This window comes from Cupriavidus sp. GW822-FHT03E04 (assembly GCF_058801495.1).
This window is the reverse complement of sequence record NZ_JBXANI010000020.1, coordinates 102,902-124,112: the sequence shown is the minus strand read 5'-3', so window position 1 is coordinate 124,112 and position 21,211 is coordinate 102,902. Positions and strand designations below refer to the sequence as shown.

The 21,211-nt window shown below is 68.1% G+C and carries 17 protein-coding genes; 9 read left to right on the top strand and 8 right to left on the bottom strand.

Annotated features, from left to right (window positions below; all coding sequences use genetic code 11):
- Positions 1-13: 13 nt before the first annotated feature.
- Positions 14-4,324, bottom strand: a complete 4,311-nt coding sequence (locus tag AC1RQC_RS27315; RefSeq protein WP_492807804.1) for a YhdP family protein — start codon at positions 4,322-4,324, stop codon at positions 14-16.
- 228 nt (positions 4,325-4,552) lie between these two features.
- Between AC1RQC_RS27315 and glnE the strand changes: the two genes are divergently transcribed.
- Positions 4,553-7,393, top strand: coding sequence for a bifunctional [glutamate--ammonia ligase]-adenylyl-L-tyrosine phosphorylase/[glutamate--ammonia-ligase] adenylyltransferase (gene glnE / locus AC1RQC_RS27310; protein ID WP_492375774.1), 2,841 nt, complete (start codon positions 4,553-4,555; stop codon positions 7,391-7,393).
- The gene (gene rrtA / locus AC1RQC_RS27305; RefSeq protein WP_492375767.1) at positions 7,390-8,025 is read left to right on the top strand and encodes a rhombosortase; all 636 of its coding nucleotides are present in this window, start codon (positions 7,390-7,392) and stop codon (positions 8,023-8,025) included. The genes glnE and rrtA overlap by 4 nt, the downstream gene beginning before the upstream one ends.
- A gap of 102 nt (positions 8,026-8,127) precedes the next feature.
- Here rrtA and AC1RQC_RS27300 read toward each other — a convergent pair whose 3' ends face one another.
- The 4 genes from AC1RQC_RS27300 to AC1RQC_RS27285 form a co-directional block, all read right to left on the bottom strand.
- Positions 8,128-9,810, bottom strand: a complete 1,683-nt coding sequence (locus tag AC1RQC_RS27300) for a S8 family peptidase (RefSeq protein ID WP_492807802.1) — start codon at positions 9,808-9,810, stop codon at positions 8,128-8,130.
- Between the two features lie 150 nt (positions 9,811-9,960).
- Positions 9,961-10,398 (bottom strand): hypothetical protein, encoded by a 438-nt coding sequence (locus AC1RQC_RS27295; protein WP_492375765.1) that lies wholly within the window; start codon positions 10,396-10,398, stop codon positions 9,961-9,963.
- Positions 10,399-10,438: 40 nt separating this feature from the next.
- Positions 10,439-12,163 (bottom strand): DNA repair protein RecN, encoded by a 1,725-nt coding sequence (recN, locus tag AC1RQC_RS27290; RefSeq protein ID WP_416048056.1) that lies wholly within the window; start codon positions 12,161-12,163, stop codon positions 10,439-10,441.
- Positions 12,164-12,235: 72 nt separating this feature from the next.
- Positions 12,236-13,153, bottom strand: a complete 918-nt coding sequence (locus AC1RQC_RS27285) for an NAD kinase (protein WP_174422855.1) — start codon at positions 13,151-13,153, stop codon at positions 12,236-12,238.
- Between the two features lie 114 nt (positions 13,154-13,267).
- On the opposite strand from AC1RQC_RS27285, the gene hrcA reads away from it, so the two are divergent.
- The 3 genes from hrcA (at position 13,268) to AC1RQC_RS27270 (ending at position 15,962) form a co-directional block, all read left to right on the top strand.
- Positions 13,268-14,305: a heat-inducible transcriptional repressor HrcA gene (gene hrcA / locus AC1RQC_RS27280; protein WP_492375764.1), complete on the top strand. Its 1,038-nt coding sequence runs from the start codon at positions 13,268-13,270 to the stop codon at positions 14,303-14,305.
- 112 nt (positions 14,306-14,417) lie between these two features.
- Positions 14,418-15,533: a ferrochelatase gene (gene hemH, locus AC1RQC_RS27275; RefSeq protein WP_492375763.1), complete on the top strand. Its 1,116-nt coding sequence runs from the start codon at positions 14,418-14,420 to the stop codon at positions 15,531-15,533.
- 33 nt (positions 15,534-15,566) lie between these two features.
- Complete coding sequence (locus AC1RQC_RS27270) at positions 15,567-15,962, top strand: RNA-binding S4 domain-containing protein (RefSeq protein WP_492375762.1); 396 nt, start codon at positions 15,567-15,569, stop codon at positions 15,960-15,962.
- A 41-nt stretch (positions 15,963-16,003) separates the two neighbouring features.
- Here AC1RQC_RS27270 and AC1RQC_RS27265 read toward each other — a convergent pair whose 3' ends face one another.
- Positions 16,004-16,159: a hypothetical protein gene (locus tag AC1RQC_RS27265; RefSeq protein WP_006160162.1), complete on the bottom strand. Its 156-nt coding sequence runs from the start codon at positions 16,157-16,159 to the stop codon at positions 16,004-16,006.
- A 274-nt stretch (positions 16,160-16,433) separates the two neighbouring features.
- Here AC1RQC_RS27265 and grpE point away from each other — a divergent pair, with 274 nt between their 5' ends.
- On the top strand, positions 16,434-16,991 hold the full coding sequence (gene grpE / locus AC1RQC_RS27260) for a nucleotide exchange factor GrpE (RefSeq protein WP_043344862.1): 558 nt from the start codon (positions 16,434-16,436) through the stop codon (positions 16,989-16,991).
- A gap of 89 nt (positions 16,992-17,080) precedes the next feature.
- Positions 17,081-17,521, top strand: a complete 441-nt coding sequence (locus AC1RQC_RS27255) for a thioredoxin family protein (RefSeq protein ID WP_492375761.1) — start codon at positions 17,081-17,083, stop codon at positions 17,519-17,521.
- Between the two features lie 13 nt (positions 17,522-17,534).
- On the opposite strand, the gene AC1RQC_RS27250 is transcribed toward AC1RQC_RS27255, so the two are convergent.
- The gene (locus AC1RQC_RS27250) at positions 17,535-18,827 is read right to left on the bottom strand and encodes a phospholipase A (protein ID WP_492807797.1); all 1,293 of its coding nucleotides are present in this window, start codon (positions 18,825-18,827) and stop codon (positions 17,535-17,537) included.
- A gap of 145 nt (positions 18,828-18,972) precedes the next feature.
- The gene (locus AC1RQC_RS27245) at positions 18,973-19,404 is read right to left on the bottom strand and encodes a DUF1841 family protein (RefSeq protein ID WP_492375759.1); all 432 of its coding nucleotides are present in this window, start codon (positions 19,402-19,404) and stop codon (positions 18,973-18,975) included.
- Positions 19,405-19,546: 142 nt separating this feature from the next.
- On the opposite strand from AC1RQC_RS27245, the gene AC1RQC_RS27240 reads away from it, so the two are divergent.
- Together AC1RQC_RS27240 and AC1RQC_RS27235 are read left to right on the top strand one after the other, a co-directional pair.
- Entirely contained in the window at positions 19,547-20,491 is a 945-nt protein-coding gene (locus AC1RQC_RS27240) for a DMT family transporter (protein WP_492885148.1), read from the top strand.
- 84 nt (positions 20,492-20,575) lie between these two features.
- Positions 20,576-21,163 (top strand): malonic semialdehyde reductase, encoded by a 588-nt coding sequence (locus AC1RQC_RS27235; RefSeq protein ID WP_043344864.1) that lies wholly within the window; start codon positions 20,576-20,578, stop codon positions 21,161-21,163.
- Positions 21,164-21,211 lie beyond the last annotated feature (48 nt).

Sequence of the window (21,211 nt, the reverse complement as noted above, 5' to 3'; positions counted from 1 at the left end):
CCGGTCGCTACGGTTATGGCGCCGGGTAGACACGATTGAACAAACCCTGCACGGGCGGCGAATCGGTCTTATTCTCCCCCACTTTGATGATCTGCGGGTTCGCCCAGCCACCGCTGATATGGAAGCGGCGGCTGAAGGCCCTGGAGAATTCGTCAGCGAACAGCAACTGCGCCGCCAGTGTGCCGATGCCGAGCGCGGGATTGATGAACGCCGCCGCCACCGAGGCGGAGGTGGCGTTGATGCGCGGCACGACCGTCACGTCCAGGTCCTGCGTTTCGCGCGGGATGTTCGCGCTGCCGGTCATCGAGGCGCGCAGCTGTCCGCCCTTGAGCGCGAAGTCCTTGGTGCTGGCCACGCCGTTCTCGATCGTGCCGGTGCCGGTGATCTCGTCGAACACCATGCCCTGGCCCGCCACGCCGCGGAAGTCGAAGGTGGCCAGCCGCATCAGGCCTTGCAGGCTGAGCACGCCCAGCAGCTTGGCCGCGCCCGGGTCCACGCTGAGGATCTGGCCATTCTCCAGCTGCAGCTTCATCCGGCCCGACAAGGTAGGGTAGTCGATCGACAGCGGCGAGCCGCGCCATCCAATCCGGCCTTCGAAGGTGCCGTGGCCATCAGCCAGCATGTGGGGCAGGCCCATACGCTCCAGCACCTGGCCGCCGTTGCGCACGTCGAGCTTGAAGTCGAGCAGCGTGCGGCGCTCGGCGGCAGCGCCTTCGCGCACCCGGCGCGGCAAGCGCCAGCTGCCGCTGCCGGTAAATGTCGCGCCCGGTTGCTCGATGACCAGACGGTCCAGTGTCCATACGGGCTCGCCGCCGTCTTCGCTGGAGCGCGCCTTGACCTCCAGCTTGCCGAAGTCGCGGCCGTGCAGTTCGAACCGATCGGCAACCAGGTCCAGCGCGGGCAGGTCGCTGGTGCTGCCGTCGAGCGGATCGCCGGCGCTGGCGGCGTCGCCCGTGTCCGGAATGCTCAGATGCGACAGGCGCAGCGTGAGCGCGCCTGCGGGGGTGGCCGCATCGCTGCGCCAGCGCAGGTTCCCCGCCACCTGGCGGGACTCGATCTGCATGCCCCAGCCAGCGCTTTCGCGGGTGGCCTCGAGCACGACATCGTCAAACTCGCGGCCAAAGGCGTGCAGCGCGCGCGCGCGCGCGGAAATGCGTTCCGGCAGGTAGGCGGACACCGGTGCGGCATTGCCTGCACTGGCCTTGCTGGCTTCCGCCAGCAGGGCGCGCCACGCGTCCAGGTCGAAGCGGCTGGCCGTGAGCGCCGCGGTGACGCCGCTGGCGGGCTGCGGTGCCGGCTGCTCGATGCCGATCCCGCCGGCTTGCACTTCCACAGCGTCGCCATTGCGGCGCAGCAGGTAGCGTGCATTGAGCACGTTGCCATATTGCGCCAGCATCTCCTCGCTGCCGGCGCGGGCGGATGACGGGCGCAGCTCAAAGCGCATTGGCACGGCCTGCGCCGCGCTCTTGGCCATGGGTGCGGGAAGGTTCACCGCCAGCCCGGCCAGCTCCGATGCGACCGTGATCTGGGGCTGGTGATCGCGCACGCCGATCACGGCGCTGTAGGCGGTGCTGCCTTCCAGCTTCTGTACCAGCCCGGCCGCCGACGAGGCGCCAAACGCTTCGCGGATGCCCTGGGCGGTGAGGTTGCCACCGGCATTGACCCGGATCGTGCCGTCGGGCTGGCTGCCCCCGCCAGCGCGAATCTCACCGCCCAGGAAGCGGGCGCGCAGGTCGTTGAGCTGGAAGCCGTGCTCGTTGAATGCGACGACGCCGGTGGTGCCGGCCAGCACTGGCAATTGCGGGATCAGCACCACCTCGTTGCCGGGCAGCCGGAACTGGCCGTCGACCTTGGTCGCCTGCGCCTCGGTCAGGGGCAGGTCAAGCTTGAGCCGAAGCTCGCCGTTGCCCTGGGCGCGCATATCCGTCAGCACCTGGCCGGTCCAGTCGCGCACCGGGCTGGCGGCAACGAAGCGCAGGAAGCCTGCCATCGACCCGCTGGCGCTGCCGTCCAGCACCAGGCGGCCATGCTCGCCGAGGTCTGCGATGCGGCCATTGACGTCCTGCAGCGTGACGCCGGTGGCGCCTTGCACGCCGGCGCGCTGCGCGACGAACGACAGGCCGCCGCGCTCGAACAGCAAGTGGCCGTTGATGTCGGTGAAGTTCGGCCAGGCCTTGCCGCCATTGCTGGCGCTGGCAGCGCTGCCCGCCGGCGCGCTGACATGGGGCGCGATCTGGTAGCTGACATGCTGGATGGGCACCTCGACCCGGAAGTCGCCGGCGCCCTCGAACGGGCTGTGGAAGGGGAAGTGCTCCAGGTCGCCCTTGAGCAGGAACTTGACGCCGCTGGCATCGCCGCCGACCAGGGCGCCAGCCAGGTACTGGCGCGTGGAGGCGGGTATGCCCATGGGCAGGTAGCGCGGCACACGGCTGACCTGGGCGCGGGTCAGTTCGCCGGTCAGGTCGGCAATGCCGCCGTGCCCGTCGCCGCCGGCGTGCCATGTGCCGCGTACGCTGCCAGCGGTATCCGCATTGGCGAATTGCACGCCGTCGGTGCGCACCGCCAGCTTGCCATTGTCGTTGGTCCAGCGCACTTCGCCGTTGATCTGGTCGAACGACAGGCGCGGATCCTCGAACATGCCCGGCAGCATCAGCGCGGCGTTGTTGCCTTCAAAACGGGCGCTGCCCTGGCGTTCGTCGAAACTGAAGCTGCCGGAGATCCGCGAAAAGCCCGGCACGCCCAGGTGGGGCTTGCCATTCGCGCCGACGGGCGGGTTGGCGGGCTGGCCAAGCACCGAGACACTGCGCAGCGTGCCCTGCACGTTGAAGTGGCGCTGGCCATCGCGGCGGCTCAGCATGCCCTGGCGATCCCGGGTCCAGTTCACGTCCAGGTTGTCGACATGGCCGGAGGGCTGGAGCGCGCGCAGCTGGCGCGACAAAGCGGTGTCGAGCGGCAGCGAGGTGGCCAGCGCGCGCACGGTGTTCAGGTCGAAGGTGGGTGCCTTGAGCGTGAACTTGCGCAGCGCGCCCTTGTTGTCGGTGGCCCAGCCGACCACTACCTTGCGCATGCCCTCGCGCCAGGCGCCTTCGCCGCTGGCGCCGCCGGGGGGGGAGGCCGCGGCTGCGGAAGCAGCCTGCGCTTGCTGCGCCGGTGGCACGGCCGGCCCTTCCGCCGGCTCGGGCTGCCACAGCAGGGTGTCGATGGTGAGGATGTTGTCGCGGTCGCGCCCCGCGCGGTGCAGGACAAAGGCCTGGGCACTGGCGAGCTTGAGCGCTTCGGGCGCGCCGGAGAGCTTCAGGTCCACGCTGCTGGCGCGCAGCCGGGCCTGGCTGCGGGTGATCTGGCCGCCGCGAAACTCGATGGTGCCGTCGGTGCTGAAGGTGCCGCGCGTGACCCGGTCGAAGACCGCGAGATAGCGCTGCAGCACCGGGAGCTCCAGCCGGCCAAGATCCCAGCTGGCCTGCCCGTACCAGTTGTGCCAGTCGCCGGTGCGGTGCAGGTATTCATGGCGGAAGTCCGCCTGCACCACTAGCGGGCGTGGCGCAAGCGTGGCCGATTGCGCTTCGAGCTTGAACGTGTGGCGCGAGCCGTGGCGCTGCACGCTGAGCTGGATATCGCCCACGTCCAGTTGTGGCAGTTTGTTCTTGTCGTCGAGCCAGCGCAGCTTGCCGTCGGTGAGCTCGACCTTGCCCTGGGCCAGCAGCCAGTCGAACAGCCGGTTGTCCTGCGGCTGGGCGCCGGTGGTATCCACGGCCATGCCGGCCACCTTGAGCTTGCCGTCGGCGGAGCGGCGGATCAGCAGGTCGGTCCGGCTGGCGGAGATCCGCTGGAACAGCACGTCCATGCTGAACAGGGAGCGCCATGACAGCTTGCCGTCAAGCTCGCCCGCCGCCAGCAGCACGCGCTGCTCGGCATCGACGGCCTTGACGTCGCGGGCATGGAAAGCGGGGTGCCAGCCATCCCAGTAGGTATCTAGCTGGCCGATGCTCAAATGGGCCGCGAGCGCCACCGAGCCGCGCTGCTCGAGCCAGGTGCGCGCGGCCGAGGCCTGCGGCCAGAGCACGAAGCGGATCAGGAGCCCGGCGAGCAGCGCCAGCAGCACCAGCGCCAGGGCCAGGCGCACCAGCACGCGTCCCAGGCCGCGCCAGACGGGATGGCGCAAGCCTGCGAGCAGGGCGCGGCCGCAAGCACGCGCAAACGCAAGCGCGCGCAGGTTGCCTTGCTGCGATGGGGGTGAGCCTGCACCGGCGGCCCCTTCGAGTGCCGGCGTGCCGCCGGCGGTGGCGGCGGAGGGATCGGCAGGTGGGGTGGCGCGGCTGGACATGCGCAGATTATCCGACAATACTAGGCGCTCTCCAATTCGGTGCCTGACCGGCCGTGCATAACGCGCGCGCCGGCCCAGGGCCGGCTCACGCGCTACCAAGTAACAGGAATGACTTCCACTGATCCGACGAGTTCCGCAGCCGCGCCCGATACCGCCGCAACCGATGGGGCTGCCGGCGAACATGCGCCCGGCAACACTTCCAGCGCTGCCAGGCAGGCCGTGGCCGACATGGCCACCGGCCCGTTCGCGGTGGTGGCCGCCGTTGAACTCGTGCCGGTCGATTGTGCCGGCATGGCATTGTACTCGCCCGCCTATTCCCATTACACCCGCCGCATGGTGCAGGCCCGTCCCGAGCTGGCCGACATCGTCGCGCTCGCGCGCGACCAGCCGCTCACGCGCGCCTGGATGGAGGCACGGCTCAAGGTCCTGCATGCGCCGTCGGCCGACGTGGACGACGCCATCAAGCGCGCGCTGCGCCGCTTGCGCGCGGAAGTGATGTGCGTGGTGATCGAGCGCGATCTGCGCGGGCAGTCGACGCTGGGCGAAGTCACCGGCGCGATGACGGATCTGGCCGAGCTCGGCATCCAGTACGGCCTGGCCATGCTGGAAGCGGACCTCGCCCCGACCTACGGCCGTCCAGTCGGGCAGAGCAGTGGGGAAGTCCAGGAGCTGGTGGTGGTCGGCATGGGCAAGCTGGGTGGCCGCGAGCTCAATGTGTCGTCCGATATCGACCTGATCTTCCTGTACGACGAAGACGGCGACACGCGTGGCGGGCAACGCAGCCTGTCCAATCACGAGTACTTCATCCGCCTGGGACGGCGCCTGATCAACCTGCTGGCCGACGTGACCGGAGACGGCTACGTGTTCCGCGTCGACATGCGCCTGCGCCCCAATGGCGACGCCGGGCCGCTGGCCTGCAGCTTCGGCATGCTGGAGCAATACCTGATGGTGCAGGGGCGCGAGTGGGAGCGCTACGCCTGGATCAAGGGCAGGGTGGTGTCGGCGCTGGATACCCCGCATGCGCAGCGTACCGCCGCGCAACTGGCCAGCCTGACCACGCCCTTCGTCTTCCGCCGCTATCTCGACTACGGCGTGATTGCGGCGATCCGCTCGCTGCACGCGCAGATTCGCGCCGAGGCGGCCAAGCGCAGCGGCGGGCTGGCGGCGCCAGGCGGCGGCCAGCGCGTCAACCAGCGTGCCTTCAATATCAAGCTCGGCCGCGGCGGCATCCGCGAGATCGAGTTCATGGCCCAGGTCTTCCAGCTGATCCGCGGCGGCCAGGACCCGGCGCTGCGCATCCGGCCCACGCTGGAGGTGTTGACGGTGGCGGTGGAGCATGGGCTGTTGCCTGCGGGCCAGGCTGAGCAACTGGCGCACGCCTACCGCTTCCTGCGCCAGCTCGAGCACCGCCTGCAGTATCGCGACGATGCCCAGACGCACCACCTGCCAACCTCGGAAGAGGAGCAGCTGGCGGTGGCGAAGATGATGGGCTGCGCCGACTGGCCGGCCTTGCTCGAGCGGCTGGCGTCGCTGCAGGATCCGGTGGCGCAACAGTTCGAGGCCACCTTCTCGGACCCCGATGAAGCGCACGCGCCGTGCGAGGCGTTGTGGCCGGCGTTGATCCAGGAAGAACAGGATGAACCGCCGTGCGAACGCCTGGCCTCAGCCGGCTTCGGCGATTGCACCGGGCTGCTCGACCGCCTGCGCGCCATCGGCGGCTCGCTGCGCTACCGTGCGCTGTCCGAGCCCAGCCGGGTGCGTTTTGACCTGCTGGTCAACCGCGCGCTTGACCTGGCCTCGCGCCAGGAAGATGCCGACCGCACCATCGCCCGCTTTGTCGATTTCCTGGATGCCATCAGCCGCCGCGCGTCCTACCTGTCGCTGCTTTCCGAGTACCCGCAGGCGATGGCGCGCGTGGCCGACACGCTGCACGCATCGAGCTGGGCCGCCGCCTACCTGACCCGCCACCCGCAGCTGCTCGACGAACTGCTCGACAGCGATGCCCTGGCGGGCGCGCCCGACTGGGCTGGCTTTCGCAGCCGCCTTGCCGCGCGCCTCGACGCGGCCGACGGGCAGATCGAAGCGCAGATGGACATCCTGCGCCGCGAGCACCACGCCGAGACTTTCCGCGTCCTGTTGCAAGACCTGCAAGGCATGCTGACCGTCGAGCAGATCGCCGACCGGCTGTCGGACCTGGCCGATGCCATGCTCGAGGTGACCCTGCAGGCCGTCTGGCGCCAGCTGGCGACCCGGCATGCCGAGCAGCCGCGTTTTGCCGTGATCGCCTACGGCAAGCTGGGCGGCAAGGAGCTGGGCTATGCCTCCGACCTCGACATCATCTTCCTCTACGAGGACGAGCACGAGCGCGCGCCTGACGTCTATGCCGCCTACGCGCGCCGCTTGATCACCTGGCTGACCAGCCATACCGCGGCCGGCACGCTGTTCGATGTCGACACGCGCCTGCGCCCCAACGGCGAGGCCGGGCTGCTGGTGACCAGCTTCGAGGGCTTTCGCCGCTACCAGCAGCGCGAGGGCGACAACACCGCGTGGGTGTGGGAGCACCAGGCCCTTACCCGCGCGCGTTTTTGCGCGGGCGACCCCGAGATCGGCGCGCATTTCGAGAGCCTGCGCGACGAGATCCTGCGCCAGCCGCGCGACGCCGCCACGCTGCGCGGCGAGATCGTCGCCATGCGCCACAAGGTGGCCGATGGCCATCCCAATCCAAGCGGATTGTTCGACCTCAAGCATGATCGCGGCGGCATGGTCGACATCGAGTTCACGGTGCAATACCTCGTGCTGCTGCACAGCCACGATCATCCCGCGCTCACGCGCAATGCCGGCAATATCGCGCTGCTGCGCACGGCCGGCGAAATCGGCCTGATCGATGCCACGCTGGCGCGCGAAGTGGGCGATGCCTATCGCCTGTTCCGTGCCCGCCAGCACCAGCTGCGCCTGGACGGGCAGGTCCACGCACGGGTTGCGCCGGCCGTGGTGGCGCAGCAGGCGGAACACGTGCGCACCCTCTGGCAAGCGGTGTTCGGCGAGCCGGTTGCCGCCGGCGGCAAATGAACGTGCCGGCGGCTGGCGCGGCGCGCCGGCCGGGATGGCCGGGCGTGCTGGCCGTACTGGCGCTCACGGCCGCCCTGGGTGCCGCTTTTACCTTCATTCCGTGGCTGCACGCGCACGGGCTCTATCTGCGCGATGCGGTCATGGGCCACGGCGTGGCGGGCCAGTGGTGGCGCCTGCTGACGGCAATGTGGGTCCACCTTGGCTGGCAGCACTGGCTGGCGGACCTGCTGGCCGCCGCGGGCCTGTTCCTGCTGATTGGCCGCGAGGCGCGCGCCGGCGCGATGTTGGCGGTCCTGTTCGCCTGCGGCGTTGCGGTGCAACTGGCGTTATGCCGGGTGCCGTCGGTGGGCTGGTATGGCGGATTGTCCGGCGCGTTGCACGGGTTGGCCCTGTGGGGCGGGCTGCGGCTGCTCTATGGAAGCGGCGTGTCGCGCGTGCTCGGCGTGGCGCTCTGCCTTGGTGTGTTGGTCAAGACCTGGCTTGAGCAGTCGTGGCTCGCGCCCGTGGTGTTCGACCCGCAGTGGGGGTTCGGGGTCGTGCGCATCTCGCACGCGGCCGGCGCGCTGGCCGGCCTGGGGCTATGGCTGGTGCAGGAGTGGTGGCAGCGCCGCCGGGGCGAGCCACCGGCATAGGCGCGCGGACAAGGGGCGCGCCGGGCGGAGGCCGGACGGTGCCCCGCGCGCCGCGAATTCAGCGCGAATTCAGCGCGAATTCAGCGCGGTTTCAGCGCGGTTTCAGCGCGACCGCACCGGGCGCCGGCGGCGTCCGACCCAGTTCAACAGCAAGCCAAGCGCGCCCAGCCCGAGCGCGAGCGGCCACGAAATCGCGCCGCCGCCGCCGCCCGAGGAGGCGGCTGGCGCGGCGGGGGCCGGCTGGACCACCTGCGTGCCGGCGGCCACGGCAGCATTGGCATCGAGCAGGCCTGCGCCGCAGATGCCGGCATTGGCGGCGGCCGTGCAATAGGTGCCAGCCGGATGGGGCCGTGCCGAACTCTTCAAGGTGGCAAGCACCTGGGCGGGCGTTAGGGCCGGGTTGGCGGCGAGCATCAGCGACACCACGCCCGATACCAGCGGCGCGGCAAAGCTGGTGCCTTGCGAGTTGATGACGTTGTAGTTGCCAAGCGAAGTGGTGCCGTCATTGGACAGGGTCCGGATGAACGACTCCGCCACCGAGCATTTGCCGCCCGACACCTTGGAGTTGCCGCAGCCGCCGCCCGGCGCGCTCAGCGCAACCTGCGGCCCCACATTGGCATAGCTGGCGTTCTCGCCGTCATTGGCATGTGCCGTTACGGCGACCACGCCGGCGCAGTCGGCGGGTGCCTCGACCGCGCCGGCGCTGTTGCCCGTGGCGGCAACCACCACCACGCCATTCGCGGCGAGGTCGGTCACGGCTTGCTGCTCGATGCTGGAGCAGGTCCCGCCGCCCAGGCTCACGTTGATCACGCGCGCCGGGGTGGGGTTGGCCGGCACATTGGGTACGGAGAGGCCGCCAGCCCAGCGCATGCCATCCACCGTGTCCGAGAGCAGCGCGCCGCAGCGGCCGGAGACGCGCACCGGCTGGATGCGGGCGTTCCAGTCCACACCGGCGATATTCACCCCGTTATTGGTGAGTGCGCCAAGCGTGCCTGCCACGCGGGTGCCGTGCCAGCTATTGTTGGTTGCGGTCGTGGTCGGCGTGGTGGTGCCTGGGCAGGTGAAGCCCGCCGGCACGCCGTCGCCGGCGTCGGTGGCATTCGCGTCCCGTCCATCGCCGTCGTTGGCGATGGACGGATCGGTAATGAAGTCATAGCCGGGCACAATGCGGCCGGCCAGATCGGGGTGTGGCAGGTAGCCGGTATCGAGCACGGCGATCACCAGGCTGCTGCTGCCGCGCGTGCGGTCCCATGCGGGCGGCAGGTTCACGCCGCCCACCACCTGGGCGGGGGTGCCGAGGTAGGGCTGGTTGAGTGCGAACTCGGGATCGTTAGGCACGGTGTCGTGCAGCCGCAGCCAGCGGTCCGGCACCACTTCCGCGATGCGCGGATCCTGGCGCAGCCGGGCGGCGGTACCTTCCGGGTCGGCGGCATCGCTGCCGGAGACGCTCAGCAGTTGCAGGCTGCCGCCCATCTGGCGCTTGACCGAGAGCGCCACGCCGGTGCTCTGGCGCACGCTCAGCATGCGCTCGGACAGGCCGCTGGCAGCGGCGCTGTCGCTGGCGCTGGTGGCGCTTGCGCCGGCGGTTGTGCTTGTGCTGCCGTCACGCCAGCGCACGATGAAGTTGCCGGTGTAGTGCGGCGCGGGGCGCGCGGCGGGGTCGGGGGCTGCGCTGGCTGCGGCTGGCGCACCCAGCCAGAGGGCGGCGCCCAGCGCCAGCAGCAGGGCGACATGGGGCGCCACGCGCCGCGTTTCGCCAGATTGGAATTGACGCTTTGCCTGCATGTCTGCCTTCTCCCGTTGATGCCGCTTCGGACTGACCGCGGTTACAGCATTCAACCTTCCACCTTCAGCTTTCAACCTTCCACCTTCAGCTTTCAACCTTCAACGTCCAAGTCATGGATTCCGACGACAGGAATCGGGTCGCCGCCGGAATCAGCTCGCCGGCATGTCGCGGCCAATGGGCTGGGTGCGGTTCGGCTTGAGCACGCGGTCAGGCTCGGCCAGCTCGATGCGGGGGGTGCCGCGCAGCGTGGCAAGCGCCTGGTCGATCGTGGCATCGGCCGACGCGGAGATCGCGGTGACCAGCCACACGCCGCCCGACATGGGCCGCTTGACGACGAAGCGGATCGGCCCGGCAATCGACGCCAGCAAGCGATCGGCGTCTTCGGACACGGTGACGGGCGGCGCGGAGAAGCGCACCATGATGTCGCCTACGGCGCGATCGGCGCTGATGCTGTTGAGCGGTGGCGCCGACGGGCGCTGTTGCGCCTGGCAAGCGGTCAGGGCCAGCAAGGCCAGCAGGCCGCAGGCGGCGGTGATCCGCAGAGGGCGAGCCAGCGAGCGGGAGTGTGGCTGTTTGCCGAGTGACATGGGGAAACTCCTGAATGGTTACGGGCCAGGGCGCAGGCGATCAGCCTGCGCTGCGCCGCGAGCGGCGCGCCTCCCGGGCCGTGCCGGTGGTGCCGCGCAGGCCTTGCGCGAGCATCTCCTCGGCGTGTTGCACTGTGGTGGGCGTCACCGTGGTCCCACCCAGCATGCGCGCGGTTTCGACCACGCGGCCGGCGGGGTCGAGGGCGCGGATGCGCGAGCGGGTGACCGAGCCTGTGCCATCGCGCTGGCTGGTCTCCTTGCTGACCAGCAGGTGGGCGCCGGCCTGGGCGGCCACCTGCGGCAGGTGGGTCACGCACAACACCTGGCGGGCGCGGCCGAGTTCCTGCAGGCGGCGGCCTACCACCTCGGCCACCGCGCCGCCGATGCCGGTGTCGACTTCGTCGAAGATCAGGGTGGGGGTGGGCGCGGCCTCGCTGGTAATGACGGAAATCGCCAGGCTGATCCGGGCCAGTTCGCCGCCCGACGCCACTTTGGCCAAGGGGCGCGCGCTGACGCCGGCATGGCCTGCCACCAGGAATTCGACCTGTTCCAGGCCGTGGCTCTGCCCTTCGTCGAGCGGGTGCAGCGCCACCGCGAAACTGCCGCCCGCCATGGACAGGCCCTGCATGGCATCCGTCACGGCGGCCGACAGGCTTTCGGCCGCCACCTTGCGGGCAGCGCCGAGGTGCTGGGCGATGGTGAGGTAGGCGGCGCGGGCCGCGGCTTCGCGCGCCATCGCCTTGTTCAGGTCCTGCGCGGACTGGAGATCGTCCAGTTGCTGGCGGCGCGCCATCAGTTCGTCCGGCAGCTGCTCGGGCGGCATCCGGTACTTGCGCGCGGTGGTGTGCAGCGCCTGCATGCGCGCCTCCACCACCTGCAAGCGTTCGGGGTCCAGGTCGATCCGGTCGACGTAGCGGTTGAGCGAGTGAGCGGCCTCCTCGACCTGGACCAGCGCCGGGTCCAGCGCCGCCAGTACGTCGCCCAGCGCGGGGTCGACGTCAGCCATCTGCCGCAGGCGCTGCACCACGCTGTTAAGCCCGGACAGCACCGAGCCATCGGCCTCGGACAGCGCCTCGAGCGCGGCGCGGCTGCCCTCGATCAGCCCGGCGGCGTGCGACAGCCGGTTGTACTCGGCCTGGATGTCTTCCCATTCGCCGGGTTGCGGCGCCAGCTTCTCGAGCTCGCCGACCTGCCATTCGAGACGCTCGCGTTCCAGCTGCATCTCGCGCGAGCGGTGCTCGACGGTTTCGCGCTGGCGCACGCACGCGCGCCACGAGCGCCAGGCTTCGGCTACCGCGCCGGCCTGCGCGGTGAGCCCGGCATGGGCATCGAGCAGCAGGCGCTGGGCGTCGGGGCGCAGCAGCAGTTGATGGGCATGCTGGCCGTGGATATCGACCAGGCGGTCGCCGATGTCGCGCAGCTGGCCCAGCGTGGCGGCGGCGCCATTGATAAAGGCCTTGCCGCGCCCGCTGGCGTCGACCGTGCGGCGCAGCAGCACCGTGCCTTCGTCGCCGGTGAGATCGTGTTCGGCCAGCCAGGCGTCGAGCCCGGCCGGGGTGGAAAAGGTGGCGCTGATGCTGGCCCGGGCGGCGCCTTCGCGGACCACGCCGGCGTCGGCGCGCTCACCCAGCACCAGGGCCAGCGCATCGATCAGGATCGACTTGCCGGCGCCGGTCTCGCCGGTGAAGACGGTGAAGCCCGGGGAGAAGTCGAGGTCGAGGGTATCGACAATGACGAAATCGCGGATGGACAGGCTGCGCAGCATCGTGGTCGACGGGTCGGGGCTGGGTGATGTCAGGGGACGGATCTGGGCCGGATCGGTGCGGGCCGGGGCGGATCAGAGTCGGTTGTCTTCGCTCGGGTACTCATGCCAGTGCAGCTTCTTGCGCAGCGTGGCGTAATAGTTGTAGCCGATCGGGTGCAGCAGGTTGACGGTCTTGGCCGAGCGCCGCACCACGATGCGGTCGCCGGGCAAGAGCGAGGTTAGCGACTGCATGTCGAAGTTCACGCTGGCGTCACGCGCCGTGGCGACCTCGATCGACACTTCGGCGTCGTGCGGCAGCACGATCGGGCGGTTGGACAGCGCATGCGGGGCAATCGGCACCAGCACCAGGCCCGACAGGGTCGGGTGCAGGATCGGGCCACCCGCCGACAGCGCATAGGCGGTCGAGCCGGTCGGCGTGGAGACGATCAGGCCATCGGAGCGCTGGTTGTACATGAAGTGGCCGTCCACCGACACCGCCAGCTCGACCATGCCTGAAATGCCGGAACGGTTGACCACGACGTCGTTGAAGGCCAGCGCGGAGAAGATCACGCCATCGTCGCGCACCACCTGGGACTCCAGCAGCATGCGGGTCTCGGACTCGTAGCGGCCCGCCAGCATGTCGGGCAGCACCGAGTGCACGTCCTGCAAGGGGATGTCGGTCATGAAGCCAAGGCGCCCGTGGTTCACGCCGATCAGCGGCACCGGGTAGCCGGCCAGCTGGCGCGCCAGGCCCAGCAGGGTGCCGTCGCCGCCGAGCACCACCGCCACATCGGCATGCTTGCCGATCTCGTCGGGCGCCAGTGCCGGATAGTCGGTCAGCCCGGTGGCCAGGGCAGTGTCTCGCTCGAACACCACATCCTGGCCGTTCCTGAGGATACAGGCGGCCAGCTCTTCCAGCGGGCCCTCGATGCCGGCTGTGGCGTACCTGCCGATCAGGGCGACGGTGCGAAATGGGGCGCGCGCGGCGCCGGGCTTGGGGAGCGAAGACATGCCGGGATTAGACCATACCGCCGTGACCATTGTCAGCAGGAGGGCGCTTGGCGCCGGGCCGGATCGCCGATGAGCCGCCCGAATGGTGAAAACTTGCGTAAAATCAGGAACATCATGGATGAACGTGCGAAAACGCTTCTCAAAACCCTCATCGAGCGCTACATCGCCGAGGGGCAGCCCGTGGGCTCACGGACCTTGTCGAAGTACTCGGGGCTCGACCTGTCTCCGGCCACCATCCGCAATGTGATGTCCGACCTGGAGGAAATGGGGTTCATTGCCAGCCCGCATACCTCGGCCGGGCGTATCCCCACGCCGCGCGGCTACCGGCTGTTCGTGGATACCATGCTGACCGCCCAGCCGCTGGATGGCGCGCTCAACCTGGCCGAGCTGACCGGCAAGATCCGGGGCCAGCTGCACGGCCAGCAGCTCGGGCCGCAGCGGATGATCACGTCGGCGGCGCACACCTTGTCCAACCTGTCGCAGTTCGCCGGTGTGGTGATGACCCCCAGGCGCGCCCAGGCGTTCCGCCAGGTCGAGTTCATGCGGCTTTCGGACAAGCGCATCCTGCTGATCATCGTCACCCCCGAGGGCGACGTGCAGAACCGCATCATCCAGACCGAGCTGCCATACACCCCGTCCCAGCTGGTCGAAGCCGCCAATTTCATCAACTCGCACTTTGCCGGCATGAGCTTCGACAATGTGCGCGACCACCTGCGCGGCGAGCTGCAGGCGCTGCGCATGGATATGTCGCAACTGATGCAGGCCGCGGTGGAGGCGGGCAGCAATGCCATGGCCGAGGGGGAGGACGACCACGTCTTCATCTCGGGCGAGCGCAAGCTGCTGGAGGTGGAAGACCTGTCCTCCAGCATGGAAAAGCTGCGCCGCCTGTTCGACGTGTTCGAGCACAAGACCGGCCTGCTCAAGCTGCTCGATGTCTCCAGCCACGCCCAGGGCGTGCAGATCTTCATCGGCGGCGAGAGCAAGCTGGTGCCGCTCGAAGACATGGCGGTCATTACCGCGCCCTACGAAGTCGACGGCCAGATCGTCGGCACGCTCGGGGTGATCGGGCCGACCCGCATGGCCTACGAGCGGGTGATCCCGATTGTCGACATCACCGCGCGCTTGTTGTCCAGCGCGCTCAGCCAGAACTAGTGTTGGCCCGGCCCGGTCTCACAAACTGCCTGTTCCCCTCATCCTGTAAGCTCGGCGAGACCTGGCGGCCGCGCGCCCTGTGCCCGCGCCGCCCCGCCACACCGGAAATTACATGACGCTCACCCCTGAACCGGCCTACCAGCATGGCCAGGCGCCGCGCACGGCCATCCTGCTGATCAACCTTGGCACCCCGGATGCGCCAACGCCGAAGGCGGTCGGCAGCTACCTCAAGCAGTTCCTGTCCGACCCGCGCGTCGTGGAGATCCCACGCGCGGCGTGGCTGCCGCTGCTGTACGGCATCATCGTGCCACTGCGCTCGCGCGCCTCGGCGATGAAGTATGAGTCGATCTGGCTGCGGGAGGCGCATATGACGGGTTCCCCGCTGCTAGTGCACACCGAGCGCCAGGCTCACGCCTTGCAACTGCTGCTGAACCAGCAAGGCCATGAGGTGACGGTGGCGTGCGCCATGCGGTACGGCAATCCCTCGATCGGCTCGGTGCTGGAAGCGCTGCGCCGCCAGGGGACCGAGCGCATCCTGCTGCTGCCGTTGTACCCGCAGTACTCCGGCACCACCACGGCGACGGGCTTCGACGAGGTGTTCCGGGTACTCAAGCAGTGGCGCAACCAGCCGGAGCTGCGGCTGGTCAAGCATTTCCACGACCATCCGGCCTATATTGCCGCCTTGCACCAGCAGGTGGGGGCATACTGGGCGCAGCATGGCACGCCGGATTTTGCGCGGGGCGACAAGCTGATCCTGTCGTTTCACGGCGTACCGCGCCGCACGCTGGAGCTCGGCGATCCCTACCATTGCGAGTGCCTCAAGACCGGGCGCCTGCTGGGCGAGGCGCTGGGCCTGCAGCCTGGGCAGTACCAGGTTACCTTTCAGTCGCGCTTTGGCAAGGCGGAATGGCTGCAGCCCTATACCGCGCCCACCCTGCAGGAGCTCGGCAAGGTCGGCACCGGCCGGGTAGACGTGTTTTGCCCGGGCTTTCCGGCCGATTGCCTGGAGACGCTGGAAGAGATCGCCGTGGAAGGGCGCTCCGAGTTCCACGTGGCAGGCGGCAAGGTGTTCCACTACATTCCCTGCCTCAACGATTCGGAAAGCTGGATTGCCGGGCTGGCGGAGATCGGCTTGCAGCACTTGCAGGGCTGGCCGCTGCGGCTGCCGCATCCGCATGAGCTGGAGGCCCGCCGCACGCACGCGCAGACGCGCGGCGCCGCAGCATGAGCGCGGCGCTGCCCAACGGAAGGGGGTGATGAGATGAGTGTATCTTTCGAGGCCGATGCCCGCCTGCGCATCGACAAATGGCTGTGGTGCGCGCGCTTCTTCAAGACTCGCTCGCTGGCTGCCGAGGCGGTGGACCGTGGCAAGGTGCAGGTCAACGGCCAGGCGTGCAAGAATTCGCGCGAGGTCAAGCCGGGCGACACCGTCGTCCTGGAGGCGCACCAGCAACGCTGGGAAGTCGTGGTGAAAGGGATTGCGTGCTTACGCGGCCCGGCCGCGGTAGCCCAGACGCTTTATGCGGAAACCGAGGCCAGCGAGGCGCGCCGGCGGCAGGACGCCGAGAACCGGCGGCTTAACGTGGAGCCTGCATCGAAGCTGCAGGGGCGCCCGACCAAGCGCGATCGCCGCCAGATCGACGGCGTCAGGGGGTGAGGCGCACGGCGATTCAAGCTGTACGGACTCACCCGGCTGGGTCAGCGAACGTAGGGAATGATGTAGTGTTTGAATACCGCCTTGCCACTGCCGTATTCGGTGTCTCGCGGCGTGAAGGCGCCGGAGAGGCAGATGAAGACTGTCATCACCGATAATGCGGCGAGAAGGAAGACCGTCAGAACAGGCAGCTTATGCATGGCTAACCTTTCGAGAGTGGCCCCACTTGAGTTGCATCTTCGACCCCGTTATTTTTGTCATTTTTATACGGTTTCATCTTAGGGGGTGCGCTGCAGCAAAGCAATATGACCCCTATTTCCGTAGACCCCTCTTTGTAACCTTGTATTTCACTGCACTGTCGCGGTGCGCACTTGAAAATCCGGGGGCCTGCCACCAACTGCAGGCTACATTTGCCGATTGACCACCCGGCGGCCTGCGCTAGACAGGCCGCGCCTTTGTTTGATACGGATCGACATGGAAGAACAGAAGCAGACGCCATCCACCACGCCGCCGCTCACGCCAGCCAGCGAGGAGCTGAACACCGCCCCGGCCGGCCAGGCCGATAACGCCGCCACCGTGGACGTGGCGGCCCAGTTGGCCGCGCTTGAAGCCAAGGCCAAGGAGAACTACGACATGTTCCTGCGGGCTACCGCGGAAGGCGAGAACATTCGCCGCCGCGCCCAGGAGGATGTCGCCAAGGCCCATAAATTCGCCATCGAGACCTTTGCCGACTACCTGCTGCCCGTGATGGACAGCCTGCAGGCGGCACTGGCCGACGGGTCGGGCGATATCGCCAAGCTGCGCGAAGGGGTCGAACTGACCGCCCGCCAGCTCGTCAGCGCCTTTGAGAAGGGCAAGATCGTCGAGCTGAACCCGGTTGGCGAGAAGTTCGACCCGCACCGCCACCAGGCCATTTCGATGGTGCCGGCCCCGCAGGAGCCGAACACCGTGGTCACGGTGCTGCAGCGCGGCTACACGATCGCCGATCGCGTGCTGCGCCCGGCGCTGGTCACGGTGTCCGCACCCAAGTAAGCGCCACCTCTTTGCGGTCCGCCCGGCGGGCTGGCACAAGCAACGCCCGGTGCCGCTGGCCCGGGCGTTTTTCATTGCTGGAGAGGTCTATGTCCACAAAGCCAGACAATGCCGTCACGCCCGACATCACTGTGGATCCGGCGGCGCACCTCGACCATCGCGCCTTCGAAGTGTTCGGCATGCGCGAGGTGGACGGCGCCGGCATTGATGGCGCTATCGCCGCCGCCGGCGATGCACTGGTCTGCGTGTTTTTCTGGGGCGTAGACTGCTTCAATTGCGAGATGGCCAAGAAAGCCATGCTGGCCAATCCAGACCCGGTGCGGGCGCTGGAGCTGCACTGGCTGCACGCCAACGTCTATGCGCACCCGGATATGGGCAAGCGATTCGGCCTGCACGGCATTCCGGTCTTCATGTTCTTCCACAAGGGCAAGAAGCTGGGGCGGGCCACCGGCTGGCATGGGCAGGGCCAGTTTGCCGCGGCGGTAGCCAACGCACGGCTGAAGGCTAGCGGCAAGCCGCTGGCTGGTTAGGCGCGTCCGCGCGTCAGCGTGACAGCGCGTATCCCAGCCGGAATTGCCAAGGCAGCTTGCGGTTGTAGTCCAGCAAGCTCTCGCCATAGCCGATGAAGTAACCTGCCATCAGGTAACCCGCCGTGCCGGGGATCAGCCTGGCCAGCGGATACGTCACCGATGCGTCGACGCTGCCGTAATGCTTCTGCGTGCCTTTGCGCAGGGTGGTGGCGAATTCCCATGAGTCCGGCTTGCCATAGGCCAGCTTCAGGTCCATATAGCCGCGATAGCTGGCAATGTCCGAGTTGTCGTTCTTCTCGACGTAGTAGTACAGCTTGGGCGACACACTCCAGTGCCAGTTGCTCATGTCCCCCAGGTAAAACGTGGGTTTGACGAACACCGTATTGATGCTGCGCGACTGGGCGCCATCGCGGCCATTCGACTCATGTTCCAGGCCAGCCGCGAGCGAGAGCCGGCTGATCACGCGGTTCTGCAGGCCGGTATCCGACAGGTAATAGAACAGGCTCGGGCGGTAGTTGGTGTCGCGGAACGGCCGTGAGTCGCTCGACAGGTCCCACAGGGAGAACTGCGTGTAGCCAAAGTACAGGTTCTCAAGCAAGCCGTGCGAAGCCGGATTCTCGCCTTGGTAGATGCGGAACTTGAAGCTGAACTGGAACTTGGCGTTGGCCCCGCCATGCGCCCCGACCAGGAAGTACATCGGATCGTTGAAGGTCAGCCGGCCCTGGTCTTTCAGGTCTGGCTGGACGGGCGACGCCTGGCTGGCGGCTGCTACCGGAATGACAGGTACAACAGGTGCAGCCGGGGTGCTTCCTTCGGCGCTTGTGGCGGGCGCCGGGGTCGCCGCGACCTGGGCCGACGGCGGATCGTCGGCGCGCGGGGCGCGATTGAGCGTGACCAGCACGGGCGCGGCGTCGATGTCCACGGGATCCAGCCGGACCACGCCGCGCAGGTTGGGCGGCAACGGCGCACTGTACTCGACGGTGCGGTGCTCGCCTTTGCGCAGCTTGATCGTCGAAGGGCCGGCGCTGACACGCTGCATGCTGAGCCTGACAGGGGCCTGCAGATCGGCCGAAGCCGTGACGTCGATCGCCTGGGGGACCAGGAAGCTGCGGCTCGCACCGTCGGCGCTCAGCAACAAGGTCAGGGTCAGGGGCTTGGTGCCGTCGACCACCTTCGGCGGTTGCAGCAGCGCGACGGCAGCATGGCTCGATAGCGGCCCGGCCGCCACGAGGGCGAGGGCGAGCAGGAGCGCAGGTGGCTTGGCCGTGGCGCGGCGGATCTCGGGCTTGAGCGTGCTGAGCAGCATGGGAGGCGGCAGCGCATTCACGTGAAGAGGTGATGCGCACGCGGCAGGATATTGTGACGCGGTACAGCCTATCACGTGCCTATCACGCCATGCGCCAGAATTCTGTGATGATTTGTACGCAACCCGGGCGGGGCTGGGACGTCACCTAGCGGGTAGCGCGGCGCTGGATCGAGGCAATGTATTGCTCGCCATCCGGCGGCATGCCGGTGCGTTGCGCCTGCCAGAGCATTTCGCCGAGGCATTCCATGACCTGATGCTGCGCTTCGTGCGGTGAATCCAGGCGCTGCGCCAGGGATTCGTAGGCGCGGCGGATGCCGGGGGGCTGGTCAATGGAAACCTGCTCGGAAATCGACAGGTGCATGGCCAAGTGCAGGAAGGGATTGGTCTGGCCGCCTTCAGGCGTGTAGTCCTGGGTCAGCGCGCCCTCCGTGTCGGTGAGCAGGCTGTGATACTCGGGATGCTCGCCGATCCAGTCGACGGCAATGAGTTCGAGGGGGGTGAGGACGCTGCCTGCGCGTTGCTTCTGCCAGGCTTCACAGAAAAAACGGCGGACTTCTTCGCGGGAGGGATTGAACATGATGGCGCTATTGTAAACGAGCTCTTCCACTGCTGCAGCGCAGCGCAAACCGGCCCCCGCAAGCTGACCGAATCGGCCTGCCAGCCACTAGAATGCGGCGTTGCCCGGCGTCGCCGGGTCCATTTCCTGCCAGCGCGCCACCATGTCCGTTCCCCGTTCCTCCGCCGCCCGTGTCCGGCAGCCCGTGCGCCATGCCCGCGAGCAGCTCGCGGGCGTGTTGCTGATCGCCCTGTCGGCCAGCGCCTTTGGCGCCATGGCAATCTTCGCGCGCTTTGCTTACGACGCGGGTACCGATGTCTACGGCCTGCTGGCGGTGCGTTTCGTGCTGGCCGCGGGCGCGCTGGCGCTGGCGATGCGCCTGCGCGGCGTCAGCCTGCCGGGCTGGCGCAAGGTGCTGGCGCTGGCTGCCATGGGCGGCATCGGCTATGTTGGCCAGTCGTTCTGCTTTTTCACCGCGCTCAATCATGCCCAGGCCAGCCTGGTGGCCTTGCTGCTTTACCTGTATCCGCTCTTTGTCACCATCCTTGCCGCCGTTTTCCTCAAGGAACGGCTCGGCACCGCATCCGTGATCGCGCTCGTGCTGTGCTCGGTGGGGGCGGGGCTGACGGTGGGGGGTGGCCAGGGCTCGGCGCTGGGCATCGGGCTTGGCCTGGCCTCGGCCGCGATCTACTCGGTCTACATCATCGTGGGCGCGCGCGTGACGGCGGGCGTCAATCCGCTGGTCACTACCACCGTGGTGTGCAGTGCGGCCGCGGTGGTCTATATCGTGGCGGGGGTGTTGCGCGCGGGCGCTGGCGTGCCGCCGCAGTTCCCACAGAGTGCCGCAGGCTGGCTGGCGCTGCTGGCGATCGCGCTGCTGTCTACGGTTCTGGCGATCCTGGCCTTTTTTGCCGGCTTGCAACGGCTCGGCGCGGCGCGGGCTTCGATGTTGTCCACCCTGGAGCCGGTGGTGACGGTGGTGTTGGCGGCGCTTTTGCTCGGGGAGCATGTCGGGATGACGCAGGCGCTGGGCGGCGGCTTGATCCTGGCGGGCGTGCTTTGGCTGACCAGCAAGGGTTCCGGCGCGCAGGATGTGCAACAGAATTGAACCCCTTGCTCAAATCGCTTGCGTGGCGAGGCGCGGCGTCTTAGATACAATCCGGTTCTCACTTTCTGTTCAGGAACCGACCGCATGAAACCGATCGATCAGGTTGCAATCGCCCAGCTGTTCACCGAAGCGCGTACGCACAACGTGTGGCAAGACCGTCAAGTGGACGATGCCGTGCTTCACCAGATCTATGACGCGATGAAGTTTGGCCCGACGGCTGCCAACGGTTCGCCGGCCCGCATCGTGTTCGTCAAGAGCGCGGCGGAAAAGGCTCGCCTGGTCGAGTGCGTGTCCGCAGGCAACGTCGAGAAGACCCGCTCGGCACCGGTTACCGCCATCGTCGCATTCGACAACGCCTTCCACGATCAGCTGCCCAAGCTGTTCCCGCACGCCGATGCGCGCTCGTGGTACGCCGGCCAGCCGGAAAAGATCGCCCGCGACGCGCTGATGAACAGCTCGCTGCAAGGTGGCTATTTCATTCTGGCCGCGCGTGCCCTCGGCCTGGATTGCGGCCCGATGGCCGGATTCGATGCTGGCAAGGTGAATGCCGCCTTCTTCGCCGATGGCAAATGGTCGGTCAATTTCCTGGTGAACCTGGGCTATGGCGAGGCCGACAAACTGTTCCCGCGCAGCCCGCGCCTGTCGTTCGACGAAGCCTGCCGCATCGTCTGAGCGCAAGCGCTGCCAGATAGGTAAAGACCCGCCTCGCGCGGGTCTTTT